We start from the raw sequence: 17,278 nt of genomic DNA, 5'->3' as shown, positions 1-17,278 counted from the left end.
GCTAAACCTCAGTTTCGCCGGATGCCTCGGCCGCCGCCTGAGCCGCCGCCGTTCCCGGCCGGTGCGTGGCCACCCATCCACTCATGTTGCGCTGGGGAGCGACGGTGATCGCGAGGGAACCAGCGGGAACCTCTTTCCGCACCACGGTTCCTGCGCCCGTGTACGCACCGTCACCGATGGTGACGGGAGCCACAAACACGTTGTGCGAACCTGTGCGCACGTGCGAGCCGACGACGGTCGGATTCTTGTTCACGCCGTCATAGTTGGCGGTGATGGTGCCGGCGCCGATGTTGGACTGCTCCCCCACCGTCGTGTCGCCGATGTAGCTCAGGTGCGGCACCTTGCTACCAGCGCCGATGGTGGAGTTCTTGGTCTCCACGAAGGTGCCGATCTTGCCGTCGGTTCCGAGATACGTGCCCGGCCGCAGGTAGGCGAACGGGCCAACACTCGCACCGGCGCCGATCACCGCCAGCGTGGCATCCGTTCTCTTCACGACCGCGTTCTCACCGATCTCGCAGTCGACGAGGGTGGTGTCTGGCCCGACGATCGCGCCGCGCTGAATGAGCGTCGCGCCCTTCAGCTGCGTGCCCGGCAGCAGTTCGACGTCTTCCGCAAGGGTCACATCGGCGTCGATCCACGTGGTCGCGGGGTCGTGCACTGTCACACCGGCCACCTGCCAGCGGCGCACGATCAGCTCATTCATGCGGCGGGATGCCTCGGCCAGCTGCACGCGGTCGTTGACGCCGCTCACCATCCAGCCGTCCGACACGGGAACCGCTGACACAGCGGAACCGCTGGCACGCAGCATCCCGACCACGTCGGTGAGGTACTTCTCGCCCTGGGAGTTCTGCGTTCCGACCAGCGGAAGCTGCACCCGCAGAGGCCCGACGCTGAACACGTACGTGCCCGAGTTGATTTCGGTGACGGCGCGCTCGGCCTCCGTCGCGTCCTTCTGCTCGACGATGCGGTCGAGCGCTCCGTCCGAGTTGCGGATGATGCGCCCGTAGCCGGTCGAATCCTCCAGCACCGCAGACAGGAGTGTCGCGGCCGCGCTGGCAGCGCGATGCTCGGTGATCAGCGCGGCGAGGGTGCGGGCATCCAGCAGCGGAACGTCGCCGCTGACCACGATGACGTCACCCTCGAAGCCCTCGGGCAGTGCCGCGAGGGCGACCTCGACGGCGCGACCGGTGCCGGGGATGTCATCCTGATCGACGAACACGACATCGGGCATGAGTTCGGCGATGGAGGCGACAACCGTGTCGCGCTCGTGGCGCACGACAGCGATCACGAGGCTGGGATCGAGCTCCCGGGCCGTCGCGAGGACGTGCCCGATGAGGGTTCGGCCCGCGATCGAATGCAGCACCTTCGGGCGTGCCGACTTCATACGGGTGCCCTGGCCTGCGGCGAGAACGATGACGGCGAGATTGTGGTCAGTCATGCTGCCATTCTCGCGCACCCCGGCTCATCAGGGTCATCGGCTCCGCCACCGTGCGCGTCGAGATCGCCACTTCTGCTGGGTCAGCCGCGTCGGAGGCAGCAAAAGTGGCGATCTCGCTGCGAATCGATCGCGAGCTTCGGCTCCGCCTCCAGGACTCGAACCTAGACCTAACAGCTCCAAAGGCTGTCGTGCTGCCATTACACCAAGGCGGACCACACATGCGTGCCGGATAAGTCTGCCAGATCACAGCGCTGCCGCCGATTCGTCACATCCCTCACCCCAAATGAAGGAGATTTTGCGGATGCAGGCACTTCTGCCTGGCAAACCGGCACTCCCAGCGGAAATCTCCTTCATTTGGGTGGATGCCGGGACCGGGGCGCTCGCGCGGCGAACCCGGGCCCGGCGGGCCGCCGTTGGCATCGGCGAGGTGCTCCCCCGGCGCATCCATCTCACCCCCAAATGAAGGAGATATCGCGGATGCAGGCACTTCTGCCTGGCAAACCGGCACTCCCAACGGAAATCTCCTTCATTTGGGTGGATGCCCGACCCGGGCGCTCGCGGGCACCGCCGGGCTCGCGCCGCACCACGGCGCCGCGCGAGCCGCACCGCGACCCGGCGCCGCCGCGCGTGCCGCCGCACCGCGTGCCGCACCGTGGGCCGCCACGCGCGCGAGGGGCGATAATTGACGGATGCCCACCAACGACGAAGTCGACCGCATCGTCGACGGGTGGTCGCGTGAGCGCCCCGACCTCGACTTCTCCCCCATGCAAGTGCTGTCGCGCGTGGCACGGCTGGCCCGCCACCTGGAGCGGGCACGCAAGACGTCGTTCGAGGCATCCGACCTCGAATTGTGGGAGTTCGACGTGCTCTCGGCGCTGCGTCGCGCTGGCGCTCCGTACCAGCTGAGCCCCAAGGCGCTGCTGCAGCAGACCCTCGTCTCGAGCGGCACCATGACCAACCGCATCGACCGGCTCGTCACCCGTGAGCTGGTCGAGCGCCGCACCGACCCGCACGATGGTCGCGGCATCCTGGTCGTGATGACGGCGACGGGGCGTGACCGGGTGGATGCCGCGATCCGCATGCTGCTCGAAGCCGAACATGAGCTGCTCGCGTCGCTGCCGAAGGCCGAACAGGAGCGACTCAGCGCCCTGCTGCGCAAGCTGAGCCTCGACTTTGACTAAGAAACTATGGGCGGTGCTGCCGGGTCTTGGCCTCGCGCTCGCCGCGTTCGCTCTCGCGAGCCTCACCAACGCCGCGCTGCCGTGGGCGCCGACGCTCACCGTCTGCGTCGTGCTCGGCGTCGTGTTCACGTCCCTGCCGTGGCCCCCGGCGGTGCGCGCAATCCTGCAGCCCGGCCTGGCCACCGCGGCCCGGCGCCTGTTGCGCATCGGGATCGTGCTGCTGGGCCTGAAGCTCAGTCTCGTCGACATCGCCGGGCTCGGCTGGCTGGTGCTCGGGATGATCGTGCTCATCGTCATCGCGACCTTCCTGTTCACGCTCGGCGTCGGAAAGCTGCTGCGCCTGCCGGGCGACCAGCCCCTGTTGATCGCCGCCGGTTTCTCGATCTGTGGGGCATCCGCCATCGGAGCGATGAGCGGGGTCACGCGGTCGAAGCAGGAGGAGCAGGCCACCCCGATCGCGCTCGTCACCCTGTGCGGCACCCTCGCGATCGCGCTGCTGCCCGCGCTTCAGCCGCTGCTCGGCCTCGACGCGGAACAGTTCGGCATGTGGACCGGCGCGAGTGTGCACGATGTCGGCCAGGTGGTGGCCACCGCCCAGATCGCCGGAGCCTCCGCCCTCGCCATCGCCATCGTGGTGAAGCTGACGCGCGTCGCCATGCTCGCCCCGATGGTCGCCATCACGGGCCTCATCGTGAAGCGTGACGGCGAGGGCAAACGACCTCCGCTGGTTCCGCTGTTCCTCGTCGGCTTCATCGCCGCCGTGCTCGTGCGCACCTTCGTGCCGGTTCCGGATGCCCTGCTCCAGGCCGCGGACACGGCCCAGCTGGTGCTGCTGGGCATGGCCCTGTTCGGGCTGGGCGCGGCGATCAGGGTGGGCAAGCTGATCCGCACGGGAGCGCGACCGCTGGCGGTCGCCGCGATCTCCTGGGTCGCCATCGCTGCCATGTCACTCGGGGCCGTCGCCGTTGCCACCGCAGCCGGGGTTCCGGCCCTGCGCTGACGCCTCGCCAGGCCCGCCAGCTCCCCAAAATTGAAAGTAGATTGGGGCGGTGCCCGTTGCCGCTGACCTTCGACCGCCGCGGCGCGAACGCACGCTGAACCCGCTCACTGACGGCATCGGGCGGTCGGCCGCCGCGCACGAACATCGGCTGCTCAGCGCGGCCCGGCCCGAGCTGCCCATCCTGAACTGGCTGGGGATGTTCGCGAAGCCCCTGCTGAAGGTGCCAAGGCTCGGCTGGATCACCGCAGATCCGCTCACCGCGCGCGCCGTGCTCAACGACCCAGACCACTTCACGCTGTTGAGCGAGGGCGGCGTCGGCCATCTGTGGGCGCAGATTCTCGGCGACTGGGTCTACGGCCTGTTCGACGGCCCCGGCCATTACGACCTGCGCACGAAGAGCCGCGAACTGTTCACCGAGAAAACCAGTTTCGAGTTCGTCGAGCGCGCGTGGGGCTCCAGAATCGCCGACGCCCGCCGCGCTTTCGACGCGGGCGAACCGATCGATCTGGCTGACCTCTCGCGCATCCTGGTCGGCCAGATGGTCGTCACTCTGCTCGGAATGGATGTCGCTGACACCGACGAGGCATACCTCGACATCTTCCGCACGGGTGAAGAGCTCGCGGCCACCGCCCTCGGAACCACCGCAGACACCGTGCTGCCGCCGCACAAGATCGCGGCCGCCAGGGTGATCGTCGAGAAGCTCACGGGTCACATCGACGGATCGTTCGCGACCGCCGCCGGCGACACGGTCATCGGCCGATGCCGCGACCACGGCCTGACCCTCACGGAGACGAAGGGGCTTTCGACGCTGCTCATGGTCGCCGGCACCGAGACGGCGGCGTCCGCGATGGCGCGCACGGCGGCCCTGCTGTACGACACGGGTGAGCAGCACAGGCTGATCGAGCATCCCGAGTTGATGGATGGCGCGGTTCGCGAGGCGCTGAGGGTCACCTCGCCCGCCCCGATTATCGGCCGCTCGGTGCTGGCCGATCTCGATATCGGCGGGCACCGCCTGAAAGCCGGGGAGCGCATAGTCGTGCTCACCTGGACGGCCAACAATCTGGCTGGACAGTTTCGCGTCGACCGCGAGTACATCCCGCAGAACCGTCAGCTGTGGTTCGGCGCCGGCCGCCACCTCTGCCTCGGCGGACCGCTCGCGAGGGCCGAACTCACCAAGATCGTGCAGTTGCTGGTGGGCGATGGCCGACCGTTCCGCGTGGTGTCGCGCCGGTATGGCAGGCGCGTGCTGATCCCGGCCTACGAGAGCCTGGTCGTGCAGAAGGCCTAGTCGTGTGTCGGATGCTCGTGGGCGGCGTGCGCGGCAGGTTCGAGCTGGAATGTGGAGTGCTCGATCTGCACGGCGAAGTGCTCGGCAACGCAGTGCTGCAGGGCATCCAGCATCTGCGCGGTGTGGCCGTCGTAGAAACAGGAGTCTTCGACCACCACGTGAGCGGTGAGCACGGGAAGCCCGGTCGCGATCTGACTCACGTGCAGGTCGTGCACGCCGGTCACGTGGTCGAGGTTCAGGATGTGGCCGCGCACCGCGTCGAGGTCGACACCCTTCGGCGTCGACTCGAGCAGCACGCTGGTCGAGTCGCGCAGCAGCAGCACGGCCCGGGGCACGATGAGCGCGCCGATGAGGATCGCGGCAATCGCGTCGGCGAACTGGAAGCCCGTCAGCGTGATCACGATCGCGGCCACGATCACCGCGACCGAGCCAAGCGCGTCGTTGATGACCTCGAGGAACGCCGCGCGCATGTTGAGGTTCTTGCCGCGTTCGCTGGCCAGAATGACAATGGATGCCACATTGCCGAGTAGTCCGATCACACCGAAGACCAGCAGAAGTTCGCTCTCGATCTCGGGCGGGTTGAACAGGCGCTGAACGGCTTCGACCACCACGAAGATGCCGACCGCGAGCAGCACGGCCGCCTGGGCCGTGGCGCCCAGCACTTCGCTGCGGGCAAACCCCCACGTGCGGTTCTTCGTGGCTGGGCGGCCGGCGAGGGTCGCCGCGAGCAGGGCGATGGTCAGCCCGCCGGCGTCCGTGAGCATGTGAGCCGCATCCACGAGCAGCGCGAGGCTGCCGGTGATGATGGCCCCGATCACCTCGGCGACCAGCACCGCCGCCGTGATGCCGAGGGCGAGGGCCAGCCGCGTGCGGCTCGACCGGGCGCCGTGGTTGTGGCCGGTGGCGGGGCTCCCGTGATCGTGAGACATCGCTACCATTGTTCCGCATTCGCCAGGCTCGTGGGCCTGGGCGAGTACCCGAGCGCGTTCCGCGCAGCGGTGAGGTCGAGGGTGCGCTCGAGGCCGAGCTGGCTGACCGCATAGCGGGTCAGCCTCGGCGCTGCCGCCCCGGGCCCGCGCCCGGTCGCCCGGTGGATCGCCTCGAGGGCACCGGCGGTCGCGAAGGCGGCCCGATACGGGATGCTGGCGATCGCGACATCCCGCAGCCCACGCCGGTCGAGCAGCTCGCGGAGCACGTCAGACAGCAGCACGTCGCCGTCGTCGCCGATGTTGTAGGTGCCCACGGGACCGGTGAGCGCCAGCTCCGCGGCATCCACCAGGTTGTCGATGTGGGTGAGGGTGTGCCTGACCTTCGCGCCCTCCGGCAGCACGAGCCTGCGGCCCCGAACTCCGGCCACCAGACGCGGGAGCAGCGTCGTATCCCCCGGACCGTAGACGGCGTGCGGCCGCAGGATGACTGCGTTGTCGCCGACCTCGGCCTCTGCCGCCGCCTTCGATTCCGGGTACGAGTTCAAAAACCGCGTCGCGATCTGCGATTCGCGCACCCGGACGTTGGGCACGAAAGCGTCGTACACGCTCGAGGTGGAGAGGTGCACGACCCGGGCCCCGGGAAAGCTGGCGACGACGGTACGCGTGCCGAGCCGGTTCACGCGCAGTGACTGACTGAGCGGCGCCCAGTCGTCGGCGAGCGCGGCGCAGTGCACCACCGCGTCTGAGCTCAGCGCCCGAACGCCGTCGGTGATGTCCCACTGTTCGTAGTTGCCGTGCCAGCCGGCCGGCGCGCGGCCGAAGCCGGTGACGTCATGGCCGCGCTCGGCCAGCGCCGTGGCGATGGCCCCACCGACGAAGCCGCTCGCCCCGGTGACCGCCACCCTCATGCTGAGCCCGCCACGATCGCGGTGAGCGCAGCCCGGTCGAGTTTGCTGCTGCGGCCGGCCCTGGGCAGGGCATCCATCAGCTGGATGCGGTCGGGCATCACCGCGGCATCGATCAGCCCGGGCAGTGCCCGCCGCACCGCTGCCTCGTCGAACCCCGCCCCCGGCACGATGACGAGCACTATCGCGTCGTCGCCGACCTCGTCAGGCACGCCCACCATCGCCGCCTCAGCGACGCCCGGGATGCCGGCGATCACCGGTTCGTACAGGCCCGGATAGACGTTGGTCGTGCCCCGGATGAACATGTCTTTGCTTCGGCCAGACAACACGAGTCGACGACCGTCGATCAACGCAAGGTCGCCCGTGTGCAGCTCGTTGAGCGGCGGCTGCCCCAGGTAGCCGAGGGCGAGGCCGGGGCCGGCGACGACAAGCTCACCCTCCTCGATGCGCGCATCCACGGTACTCATCAGCTCGCCCACGAGGTCGCCGGGTTCCGTCCAGTCGAGCTTCTCGGTGGCGTCGGCGATGGCGACGGGCAGGATCTCGGTCATGCCATAGATCGCGAGAACGCGGGTGCCGGGCAGTTGCCGACGCACACGCTCCAGCAGGGGGCGCAGCACGGGAGCCCCGCCGATGAGCAGCGCCCGCAGCGTCGGAGTTTTCGCTGGCTCGCGTTCGAGCATCCTGAGCATGGCGTCGAGGGCGGCCGGCACGGCGAACAGAACGTCGGCGCGCGGGAGCAGGTCGAGGTAGGCGGCGGGCTTCGCGCCGGGGTCGGCGCCCGCCGGTGGCAGCCTCCAGTGCGCTCCCGAAATCAGGGCGGGAATGCCGACCATCAGCTGGTCGGTGAGCACCCGCTCGCCGGCAACGAACCCGACCCGGTCGGCGAAGTCGGCGAGCCCGGTGCCGAGGGAACTGCGTGAGTGCACGACGGCTTTCGGATGACTCGTGGTGCCGCTCGTGAAGATGATGAGTGCCTCGCCGCTGGGGTCACCGGCCAGCGTCCCTCCACCGTGCTCCGCGAGAAGCGTGCGCACGGGGATCGATCCGTTCGGCACCCCGGGCAGCCAGGGGCCGGCGTGGAGGTGCAGCGCCCCCGGCACGACGCTGGCGTAGTCGGGCAGTTCGAGCCCGCGGCGGCGCGCTATCCCCCGCAGGGCTCCGGCAGACGCCGCGTACAGCAGTGATTCCGCGGCCACCCAGCGTGGGGCGGCGAGCGCGGCCCGCGCACGGAACATTGCCTCGCCCGCACCGGGGTCGGCGAACACCACTGTGCCGCTGGCCGCGATGATCCCGAGTGCGAGGCTGATGCCGTCGAGCCCCGGCCGCACCGAGAAGAGCACCCGGTCGCCGGGCTGAAGCCCACGCTCCGCGAGCGCGCCCGCGACGCCAAGCACCCGGGATCGTAGCTGGGCGTAGCTGAGCGTGCGACGCCCGAGGGTCATCGCCGGGGCGTCTGGCCACCGGTCGCAGGCGGCCAGAACAGCCGCGAGGATGTCGGTCATGTTGAGCGCACCGTGAGCGATGCGTAGGACGGGATGAGCACACCGCGTGCCGGAGTTCGCGAGGTGATGCTGAGCGCCCCGCCGGCATCCAGGATCGCGTCGAGCGTCAGGCGGATCTGCGCCATCGCGAGCGGCGCACCGAGGCAGAAGTGGGTGCCAGCGCCGAACCACAGTTGCTTCAGCGTGCCGGCGACGTTGGCGGCGGGGTCGAAGGCTCCGAGCGCCCGGTTCGCCGCGAAGGTGGCCAGGATCACCCGGTCGCCGGGGTGCACGCGCACGGAGCCGATGGCGGCATCCGGCGGGCTCGACGCTGAGACGCTGCGCAGCATGACGGGCGACGGGGTGGTCACCCGCAGGCCCTCGGCGATCGCCGGTTCGGCGAGAGCGCGGTCGGCGGCCACCAGGGGAAGCCACTCCGAATCGACCAACAGTGCGATGAGCCGCGGGATGTACGACACGAGGGTCTCGGTTCCGGTGAGCACGAACGCCCCGACGGCCCCCATCGCCTCCGCCTCAGACAGGCCGAGCGACCGCATCCGGCCGGGCACCGTCGCGTCATCCCCCTCCGCCCACGCGGCGCGGGCGTGCACAGTCAGCTCGTCGAGAATGCTCCTCGCGCTGGCAACCTGGGGCGGCGTCAGTGTGGGTCTGGACAGCCGCACGAACCGCGTGATCGACGAGACCCGGTCGAACAGCTCGTCGTCGACCGCCGTCAGCCCGACCAGCTGGCCGATCATCGCGCTGGCGAAACCTTTGACAACCTCGACGAGGTCGACGCTCTCACCCGAGCGCAGTCGAGCCGTCAGCTGAGCGGCCGGCTCCCCCAGCGAGGCTGCAGCGAGCGGATCGACATACGACGGCGCGAAGAGCGGGCCGAGTCTGCGCCTGAGCGCGAGATGGTCGGCGCCCTCCATGTTCAGCAGCACGCTCGGGCCGAGCACAGGCGTCCACAGGTCACTCGGGCTGCCGGGGCCGGTCTTCGTGAACCCCGTGGTGTCCATGAGCACGGCCCGCAGCAGCGTGGCATCCGTCACCAGCACACCCAGACCAGGCACCCGCAACACCGGTCGCTTCACCGCGTTGAGCAGTGGATACGCCAGCGGATGCGCCGAACGCATCACGCGCTCCTCCCAGCGCGCGGCGAGCGGTGCCGGCGCGAGCGTCATCACCTGATGTCCACGTGGTCGGGCCGGTACGCGTGATCCTTGTACCAAAGCAGCGTGTTTTTGAGTCCCCACGCCTCCACCCGGCGCGACGAGCCGAAGACGACGACGTCCCTCCGTCGCGCGTAGTCGGAGGTCAGCCTGCGCACCGCGTTGACGAGCGCGCGGTCTTCGTGGAGATCCTCGATCGCCGTGCGCGGAAACCCGCCGGCCGCCACATACAGCTCGGCCGTGATCCCCACGTTGCATCCCGCGGCCATCATGTACGGCCCCCGGTAGTCGCCGCCACGATTTCCCGGCCGGATGCGCCCGAACGCCTCGGCGAGCTCGACGGCGGCGCGAAGCAACACGCGCTTGCCGATGCTGAGACCCTCGTCGTGGCGGGGCACGAGTTCACCACCCACGAGCCGCAGACCGAGCCCACCGTCGGCAGTCGCGGTGAGCGCGCGCCGCAGCGACGCTGTCCAGTCGGCGCGAGGGAGGCAGTCGGCGTCGGTGCGGCCCAGCATCGTGGCGCCAGCCGCGATGGCCTCGCGCATCCCGGTATCGGCGGCGGCGCCGGTTCCCTTCTGCGTCTCGGTGACCACGCGCCAGCGGCTGAGGCCGTTCGACTCGATGAAATCCCGGATGACGGCGGTCGAGGCATCCGTCGAAGAATTGTCGACGAACACCACGTCGACGTCGCGGTCGTGCTGGCCAGCCAGCGCGCGAAGTGTCGGCTGGATGCCCGCCGCCTCGTTGAACACGGGGACGACGATCGCCAGCCGTGGCCCGGTCACAGTCGCACCAGCATGAGCCCGAGGCTGATGCCGCCGGCGAGCCCGATCAGCAGCACGAGGCTGCCGGGACCGACCTGCCCGCTCGCCTTCGCCAGCGACAACTGCAGTGGCAGCGTCACGGAGGCGAGGTTGCCGTGATCCGCGACGGTGATCACGGATTTGCCCTGGGCTACCCCGAGCCGGTCGAAGATCGGCGGCAGGTACGGCAGCGCCACCTGGTGGATCGCGACCAGGTCGATGTCGTCCCAACTCAGCCGGTTGCGTCCGAGGATGTCGAGCACCGGCTGCGGGCCGAGGTCAAGGAACGCCTTCTGCAGAGCGGCGCCGTCCATGTCGAAGTAGCTCAACTCGGCGTCGCGAGGGTTCAGGGAACCCCCGATCGAGAGCGTGCCGACGTTCCAGTTGCTCGACACGGCGATGAATGACGAGTCGAGGATGCCCGTGTGCGGGTCGTCCGTCGCCTCGAGGATGACCGCGGCCCCGCCGTCGCTCATCGTGTAGCCGGGGAACGACCTGATGAACTGGTCGTGGCTGCTCACCTGCCAGCGCACCCCGAGGGACGGTTCCTCGCCGCAGGCCACCAGCACGCGGCGGTACTGCCCGCTGGCGATGAGGGCCTCGGCGACCTGCATGCCGTTCAGCACGCTGTTGCACGCGTTCTTCACGTCCATCACCGGGCACTCGAGCCCCAGCTTGGCTGCGACGATGTGACTCGTGGCGGGTTCAACCAGGTCCTGGCTGGCGCTGGCAAAGATCAGGAGGTCGATGGGGCCGGGCGACTCGGCGAGCGCCACCGTCGAGGCTGCGACAGCCAGATCAGAGCACTGCCAGCCTGCCGGGCGCAGGTGCACGGTGTCGACACCGGTCAGGCGATGGATCAGGCCGGTCGCCAGGTTCAGGGTCGGATTCAGCGCGCGCAACTGCCGCTCGGTTTCGGCTGTGGTGCGGGTGTGCTCTGGCAGATAAACGCCGACGGCCGCGATCCGGGCTGACGCTGCGCGCAAGGGGCTAGCCGAGCAGTTCTTCGAGCTCGAGCCAACGCAGCTCGAGCTCAGACTGTGCTGCCTCCACTGCCTGCAGTTCTTTCGAGATCGCGCCGAGTCCCACGTAGTCGCCCTGGTCGTGCGCGGCGAGTTTGCTGTGCAGCTCGGCGATCTGGCCGGCGTACTTCTCGAGCTTGCGACCGGCGGCCGCGAACTCCTTCTGGCTGGTGCGCAGTTCGGCGCCACCCAGTTTCGGGGCGGCCTTCGTCGAGGCGCTCGAGGTGCTGTTGGCGGCCTTGTCCTGCTCGGCGCGCAGCTCGAGGTACTGGTCGACACCGCGGGGCAGGTGACGCAACGAACCGTTCATCACCGCGTACTGCTGGTCCGTGACGCGCTCGACCAGGTACCTGTCGTGGCTCACCACCAGCAGCGTCCCTGGGAAGGTGTCGAGCAGGTCCTCGATGGCGGCGAGCATGTCGGTGTCGAGGTCGTTGGTGGGCTCATCCAGAATCAGCACGTTCGGCTCGGACAGCAGGATGAGCAGCAGCTGCAGTCGGCGCTTCTGTCCACCAGAGAGGTCTTTGACCTGGGTGCTGAGCTGCGCACTGGCGAACCCGACGCGCTCGAGCATCTGGCTCGGCGTCATCTCCTTGCCGCCGGTGATGTACGTGCTCTTCTGGCGCGAGATGACGTCGCTGACGCGGTCGTTCCACACGTCTTCCAGCTCGGCGAGCTGCTGCGTGAGGGTGGCGACCTTGATGGTCTTTCCGCGCTTCACCTTGCCGCTCGTCGGCAGGAGGCTCCCGGCGACGAGAGACAGCAGCGTGCTCTTGCCCGCGCCGTTCACCCCGAGGATTCCCGTGCGCTCTCCGGGGGCGATCCGCCACGTGACATCCGTCAGCACCTTCTTGTCGCCGTACGCGACAGAGATGTTCTCGAGGTCGACGACGTCTTTGCCGAGACGCTGCATAGCCATGGATGCGAGGCTGACGCTGTCACGCGCCGGCGGCTCGTTCGCGATCAGCTCGTTGGCGGCGTCGATGCGGAACTTGGGCTTCGCGGTGCGCGCGGGTGCGCCACGACGCAGCCACGCCAGCTCCTTCTTCATGAGGTTCTGGCGCTTCGCTTCCACCGTCGCCGCCATCTGGTCGCGCTCGACGCGCTGCAGGATGTAGGCGGCGTATCCGCCCTCGAACGGCTCGATCAGCTGGTCGTGCACCTCCCAGGTGGCGGTGCAGATCTCGTCCAGGAACCACCGGTCGTGAGTGACCACCACGAGCCCACCGGCGTTCGGCGACCAGCGCCGCTTGAGGTGCCGGGCGAGCCAGGTGATGCCCTCGACGTCGAGGTGGTTGGTGGGCTCATCGAGGAAGATGATGTCGTAGTCGCCGATCAGCAGGGCCGCGAGCGCGACGCGCCTGCGCTGGCCACCGCTCAGGTCTGCGACACTCGCCTCCCACGGAAGGTCGGCGATGAGCCCCGCGATGACGTCGCGAACCTTCGGGTCTCCGGCCCACACGTGCTCGTCGATGTCTCCGATGACGGTCTGGTGCACCGTGAGGGAGCCCTCGAGCTCGTCGGCCTGGTCGAGCATGCCGATCGTGACACCGCCACGGCGGGTGACGCGGCCCGAGTTGGGCTCGAGGCGGCCCGCGAGCATCCGGAGCAGGGTGGACTTGCCGTCGCCGTTGCGGCCGACGATGCCGATGCGATCGCCCTCGTCGAGCCCGATCGTGATCTTGTCGAAGATAACGCGGGTCGGATATTCGAGGTGCAGCGCCTCAGCGCCCAGAAGGTGTGCCATTCGCGCAAGCTTATCCGCGCTCGGCGGGTAGCGTTGTTGGGTGCAGCAGCTACCGTTCGAGACCGAGGTGACGATCGAGCTGCTGCTCGCCTCGTCGCGGCACAGATACGAAGGCCGACCTGCGGACGGACCACTGGATGCCACTACCCGCGAGCTGCACGAATCCATCGAGGTTCGGGCGGGGCTGGGTATCGTCGGCGACCGTCACTTCGGGCGGCGGGCGCACCTCACCGCCTCGGTGACCGTGATGGCCGCCGAATCGGTGGAGCATGTCGCGCGCACCCTCGCTACGGCGCAACTTGACGCGGCAGACACCCGCCGCAACGTGATCGTGCGCGGGCTCGATATCGATGCGATGCGCGGCGAGACGTTCAGCATCGACAGCGGACTCGGCCCGGTCGTGCTGCTCGCCCACCGTCCCGCGAATCCGTGCGCGTGGATGGACGTGGTGCTGGCCCCCGGCGCCCACCGGGCACTTCGCCAGCGTGGCGGCATGCGCTGCGAGCCGCTCACCAGCGGAACGCTGCTGCTCGGCCCCGCCGTCGTACGCCGCGCCGTGGCATCCACGGAGCCGGCGCGCCTGTTCTAGCCGCGCTGCCGTCTCCCCGCGCATCGATAGCGCACTTGTTGTCGCTATTGCTCGCGCCAAGCGACCACAACTGCACACTCGATCGGTTCGGGCTCGCTCGAGACCGTCACACCGCTCGCTCGCGCAGGACCGCGGCGACCTCTGCCGCCAACTGCGCCGGCTGCCGCAGTCTCGGCGCCGTGACGAGGATGACCTTCCAGCCGGCACGCTCGAACAGCTCCCGACGGATGATGTCGTCCTCGAAGACGTCACGATCCAGCCAGTGGCCGCTGCCCTGGTACTCGATCGCGACCTTCTGCTCGACATAGGCCAGATCGGGGGTTCCCACGAAATATCCCTCGTGGATGACCGTGTGGCCGATCAGCGGTTCGGGCAGTCCCGCGCGCACCAGTACGAGGCGCAGCTCGGATTCGGGAGGCGAATCGGTGCCAACGCGCACATCCAGCAGCGCTCGTCGCGCCTGCCGTGCGCCTCGCCTCGGTACGCTCGCCGCCGCGACGAGATCGTCCGGGGAGGACTTCGGATGCTTGCGTTGCACGAGATAATCGCCAGCAATCACGAGTTCGTCCAGGGTCAGCACATTCGCGACCTGCGCCCACGCGACAGCTGGTGCAACAAGCGGCATGCCGCGAAAAACGCGCACCTCCCACAGGTTGAGCCGGTGACCGCGTACCCCGGATGCTCGGGGCTGGGGCCGAGCCACCGGCACACTCACGTCGATTCGCAGGTCGCGTCGGAGTCGCAGAGGCAGCGGTATCCCGTACAGCGTGGCGGCCGTGCCGTGGCTGAAACAAAATTCGGCTGGCGCCACGGGGATGAACGCGAGGCATCGTTGCACCAGTGCGTGGTGCAGCCGCGCGAATTCGTCGGTGTGCCGCGTCGCAACCGGCACTGAGCGCGAACCCCGGAATCGAGAATCGAGGTCGCCGCCCCTGAGACGTCGGCGTGAGACTCCGACGCTGACGGCGGCATCGCAGGAGAAGTGATGGCCGAGTTCCATCGGCAGGTCGGACGGAGGTCGCATGCGGCGAGTGTGGCCGAGGTGCGGCTTCTGCCGCGACATCCATCCCCAGTTATGCGCGACGGCAATCGATAGTGCGCGTAATGCCGCTATGACCAGGTCATAACGACAGCAATTGCACTATGGATGACGCATCAGCGCACGAAGCGTGCCCTAGACGCCGAGACCCGCGATGCCGACCACTGCGACGATGATGCCCGTCCACAGCAATGCCGAGGTTCCCAGAACGATAAGCCAGCCCTGGCCGCGACGGTTGCCCTCTGCTTCGTCACTGCCCAGCTGGATCGCCCGGATATTCGATGACAGAAGTCGATCGTGCGTCGTAACGGACATTATTTCCCCCGTTTTTCTTGCGACGCCCCCGCGCCAACTCCACTGTACGGGCACAGCAACGCCCAACGGATGCCCCAAAAATGGGGACACGTCAGGTGACGTTGACCGTGATGGTGTGAAAGCCCTCAGAGCCGTTCGGCGCGACGGGAACCCGATTCTCGCGCTGGGTGTCGCCGGGAGCGCCGGTCGCGCGCACGGCGACGGTGTGGTTGCCGCTGGGCGCATCCCACTCGAAGTGCCACTGGCGCCAGGTGTCGATCGAGATGGCTTCCGCCATCGACGCTGGCTGCCAGTCACCGTCGTCGACCCGCACCTCGACGCCTTCGACACCGCGGTGCTGCGCCCAGGCGACGCCGGCGACAACGACGGTTCCGGCGGGCACTGAGGCTCCGCTCGAGGGAACGTCGATTCTGGATGCCGTCTTCACGGGCCCGAGGGCGTCCCAGCCGCGCGGGGTCCAGTAGCCCATGTCTGCGGCGAAGGTGGTGACCTTCAGGGAGACGACCCACTTGGTGGCCGAGACGTAGCCGTAGAGCCCGGGCACGACCATCCGCACCGGGAAGCCGTGCTGGATGGGCAGCGGCTCACCGTTCATCCCGACCGCCAGCAGCGACTCGCGATCCTCCTCGAGCAGCACGTCGAGCGGCGTTCCGGCCGTGAAGCCGTCGATGCTCGTGGAGAGCACCATGTCGGCGCCGGCCGGCGGGCCGGCGCGCTTCAGCAGCTCCCTGATGGGGTAGCCGAGCCAGGTCGCGTTGCCGACGAGGGAGCCGCCGACCTCGTTCGAGACGCACATCAGCGTCACAACGTGCTCGGTCATGGGCAGCGCCAGCAGCTCGTCGAAACCGATCTCGACCTCGTTGTCGACCATGCCGGTGATGCGCAGCCTCCACGTCGAGGCATCGATGACGGGCACCTGCAGCGCCGTGTCGATGCGATAGAAAGTGTCGTTGCTCGTCACCAGCGGGGTGATCCCGGGGATGTCGAGTGCGGCCCCCGCGGGAATCGGCGGTGCCGGGGTGGTGGGTTTCGGCAGCGACAGGGCCTCACGGACCACGTTCACGGCCGCACTTCCCGCGTTGAGCGCCCGTGCTCCGAGACCCACGACCACCGCTCCTGCCGCGGTTCCGCCGAGCAGGATGAAGAATCTGCGGCGGGTGACCGAGGTACGGGTGGCGGCGCGCTGCGCGGTCGGGGCGGCAGCCGTGGAGTCGACCCAGTCGCGCAACTTATTGGAGGTCGCTCGAAGCACCAGGATGCCGCCAAACACCCCGGCGAGCGTCGGCAACGCCCACAGCGCCGAGGAGGTCGGCCGGGTCGCGACGGCGACGACAGCGACAGCTCCGACAGCGGCCAGGACAACGGAGCCCCACGGCGGCCTGCGGTACTGCAGCACGCCGACGACAACCGCGAGGGCTAGCACCAGCACACCGAGCACCACGAACAGGGCGACCTTGTCGCCGGTGCCGAAGAGCGAGATCACGAGCTCTTTGAACCACGCCGGGACCAGGTCGATGACCGCGGAGCCGACCGCGAAAAGCGGGCTGCTGCCCGGCGTCGCCATGAACGCCGCGAAGACCTCGGCGATGGCCAGGGTCACCACGGCCGCGAGCACTCCGGTGACCGCGGACCAAAGGGTTACTCGCCTGCGCTCCATAGTCGTGATGCTAACGCTCGCAATTGTGAGTTCAGTCCATCCACTCGGGACGGGCCGGCAGGTCGGGGAACCGGCGGTACACGGCGTCGGACTCCGGCCGCAGCACGGCGTGCACGGTGAGCATCATGAGTTGGGCATCCAGCCACAGCGACTGGTGCTCGAGGTACCACATTTCGAGTTCGCCCTTGTATGGCGCGATCTTCTCGGTGTAGAACTCGCGCGGCTCGATGCCCTCTCGCGACAGCAGTCGTTCCTCGTCGCGGAAGACGATCGACCCGATACCGGTCACTCCGGGCCGAACCTCGTAGATTCGCTCGCGAACATGCTGGGGATACACGTCGAAGTCGATCTGCATCTGCGGCCGCGGCCCGACGAAGCTCATGTCGCCGACGAGCACGTTGATAAGCTGCGGCAGCTCGTTGACCTTGGTTGCCCGCAGCCCGTGCCCGAGCGGGGTGACGCGCGGGTCGCCGCGCACCGTGAGGCTGCCGGTGCCCATGTTGGGGCTGTTCTTCAGCATCGTCGCAAATTTCAGGATGTTGAAGGTGTCGTTCTGGAAGCCGATTCGCTTCTGCCGGTAGAAGACCTCGCCCTCGCCTGTGAGCCTGAGCGCGAGCATGACGGGCAGCAGCAATGGGGTCAGGATCAGCAAAGCGACGGCGGCGACCAGCACGTCGAAGAACCTCTTGAAGAAACGGCTCAC

At 68.5% G+C, this 17,278-nt stretch carries 16 protein-coding genes and 1 tRNA gene; 4 read left to right on the top strand and 13 right to left on the bottom strand.

Annotation, left to right across the window (positions count from 1 at the left end):
• Position 1 precedes the first annotated feature (1 nt).
• Both glmU and QMG83_RS12005 read right to left on the bottom strand, forming a co-directional pair.
• Positions 2-1,438, bottom strand: a complete 1,437-nt coding sequence (gene glmU, locus QMG83_RS12010; protein WP_283505643.1) for a bifunctional UDP-N-acetylglucosamine diphosphorylase/glucosamine-1-phosphate N-acetyltransferase GlmU — start codon at positions 1,436-1,438, stop codon at positions 2-4.
• A gap of 140 nt (positions 1,439-1,578) precedes the next feature.
• A tRNA-Gln gene (locus QMG83_RS12005) sits at positions 1,579-1,650 on the bottom strand.
• A 477-nt stretch (positions 1,651-2,127) separates the two neighbouring features.
• Here QMG83_RS12005 and QMG83_RS12000 point away from each other — a divergent pair.
• Genes QMG83_RS12000 through QMG83_RS11990 form a run of 3 tightly spaced genes read left to right on the top strand, consistent with a single transcriptional unit; the run spans position 2,128 to position 4,907 of the window.
• Positions 2,128-2,619 carry a MarR family winged helix-turn-helix transcriptional regulator gene (locus tag QMG83_RS12000; protein WP_283505642.1) on the top strand — a complete coding sequence of 164 codons (492 nt, stop codon included), beginning with the start codon at positions 2,128-2,130 and terminating at the stop codon, positions 2,617-2,619.
• The gene (locus QMG83_RS11995; protein WP_283505641.1) at positions 2,612-3,619 is read left to right on the top strand and encodes a YeiH family protein; all 1,008 of its coding nucleotides are present in this window, start codon (positions 2,612-2,614) and stop codon (positions 3,617-3,619) included. Before QMG83_RS12000 ends, QMG83_RS11995 begins: the two co-directional genes overlap by 8 nt.
• A 49-nt stretch (positions 3,620-3,668) precedes the next feature.
• Positions 3,669-4,907 (top strand): cytochrome P450, encoded by a 1,239-nt coding sequence (locus tag QMG83_RS11990; RefSeq protein ID WP_283505640.1) that lies wholly within the window; start codon positions 3,669-3,671, stop codon positions 4,905-4,907.
• On the opposite strand, the gene QMG83_RS11985 is transcribed toward QMG83_RS11990, so the two are convergent.
• From QMG83_RS11985 to QMG83_RS11955, 7 genes are read right to left on the bottom strand one after another with little or no spacing between them, the layout of a single operon-like run.
• Positions 4,904-5,836 (bottom strand): cation diffusion facilitator family transporter, encoded by a 933-nt coding sequence (locus QMG83_RS11985; protein ID WP_283505639.1) that lies wholly within the window; start codon positions 5,834-5,836, stop codon positions 4,904-4,906. The genes QMG83_RS11990 and QMG83_RS11985 overlap by 4 nt on opposite strands.
• A 2-nt stretch (positions 5,837-5,838) precedes the next feature.
• On the bottom strand, positions 5,839-6,744 hold the full coding sequence (locus QMG83_RS11980; protein ID WP_283505638.1) for an NAD-dependent epimerase/dehydratase family protein: 906 nt from the start codon (positions 6,742-6,744) through the stop codon (positions 5,839-5,841).
• On the bottom strand, positions 6,741-8,246 hold the full coding sequence (locus QMG83_RS11975) for a class I adenylate-forming enzyme family protein (RefSeq protein WP_283505637.1): 1,506 nt from the start codon (positions 8,244-8,246) through the stop codon (positions 6,741-6,743). The genes QMG83_RS11980 and QMG83_RS11975 overlap by 4 nt, the downstream gene beginning before the upstream one ends.
• Entirely contained in the window at positions 8,243-9,412 is a 1,170-nt protein-coding gene (locus QMG83_RS11970; protein ID WP_283505636.1) for a cytochrome P450, read from the bottom strand. The genes QMG83_RS11975 and QMG83_RS11970 overlap by 4 nt, the downstream gene beginning before the upstream one ends.
• A complete protein-coding gene (locus QMG83_RS11965; RefSeq protein WP_283505635.1) occupies positions 9,412-10,188 on the bottom strand; it encodes a glycosyltransferase family 2 protein in 777 nt (258 codons plus the stop codon). Before QMG83_RS11965 ends, QMG83_RS11970 begins: the two co-directional genes overlap by 1 nt.
• Positions 10,185-11,192 (bottom strand): 3-oxoacyl-ACP synthase III family protein, encoded by a 1,008-nt coding sequence (locus QMG83_RS11960; RefSeq protein WP_283505634.1) that lies wholly within the window; start codon positions 11,190-11,192, stop codon positions 10,185-10,187. Before QMG83_RS11960 ends, QMG83_RS11965 begins: the two co-directional genes overlap by 4 nt.
• Before the next feature lie 4 nt (positions 11,193-11,196).
• Positions 11,197-12,975, bottom strand: a complete 1,779-nt coding sequence (locus QMG83_RS11955; protein WP_283505633.1) for an ABC-F family ATP-binding cassette domain-containing protein — start codon at positions 12,973-12,975, stop codon at positions 11,197-11,199.
• A 40-nt stretch (positions 12,976-13,015) separates the two neighbouring features.
• Between QMG83_RS11955 and QMG83_RS11950 the strand changes: the two genes are divergently transcribed.
• Entirely contained in the window at positions 13,016-13,564 is a 549-nt protein-coding gene (locus QMG83_RS11950) for an MOSC domain-containing protein (RefSeq protein ID WP_283505632.1), read from the top strand.
• A gap of 106 nt (positions 13,565-13,670) precedes the next feature.
• Here the strand turns inward: QMG83_RS11950 and QMG83_RS11945 are convergent, their stop codons facing one another.
• The 4 genes from QMG83_RS11945 to QMG83_RS11930 all read right to left on the bottom strand — a co-directional run bounded on the left by QMG83_RS11945 (position 13,671) and on the right by QMG83_RS11930 (position 17,278).
• Positions 13,671-14,588 carry a putative endonuclease domain-containing protein gene (locus QMG83_RS11945; RefSeq protein WP_283505631.1) on the bottom strand — a complete coding sequence of 306 codons (918 nt, stop codon included), beginning with the start codon at positions 14,586-14,588 and terminating at the stop codon, positions 13,671-13,673.
• A 150-nt stretch (positions 14,589-14,738) separates the two neighbouring features.
• A complete protein-coding gene (locus QMG83_RS11940) occupies positions 14,739-14,918 on the bottom strand; it encodes a hypothetical protein (protein WP_283505630.1) in 180 nt (59 codons plus the stop codon).
• 91 nt (positions 14,919-15,009) lie between these two features.
• A complete protein-coding gene (locus tag QMG83_RS11935; protein ID WP_283505629.1) occupies positions 15,010-16,575 on the bottom strand; it encodes a molybdopterin-dependent oxidoreductase in 1,566 nt (521 codons plus the stop codon).
• Positions 16,576-16,606: 31 nt separating this feature from the next.
• Positions 16,607-17,278 carry a sugar transferase gene (locus tag QMG83_RS11930; protein WP_283505628.1) on the bottom strand — a complete coding sequence of 224 codons (672 nt, stop codon included), beginning with the start codon at positions 17,276-17,278 and terminating at the stop codon, positions 16,607-16,609.

The organism is Salinibacterium sp. G-O1 (assembly GCF_030063305.1).
GTDB lineage: Bacteria > Actinomycetota > Actinomycetes > Actinomycetales > Microbacteriaceae > Rhodoglobus.
The sequence above is the reverse complement of the archived record's forward strand: the minus strand, read 5'-3'. Positions and strand labels throughout refer to the sequence as shown.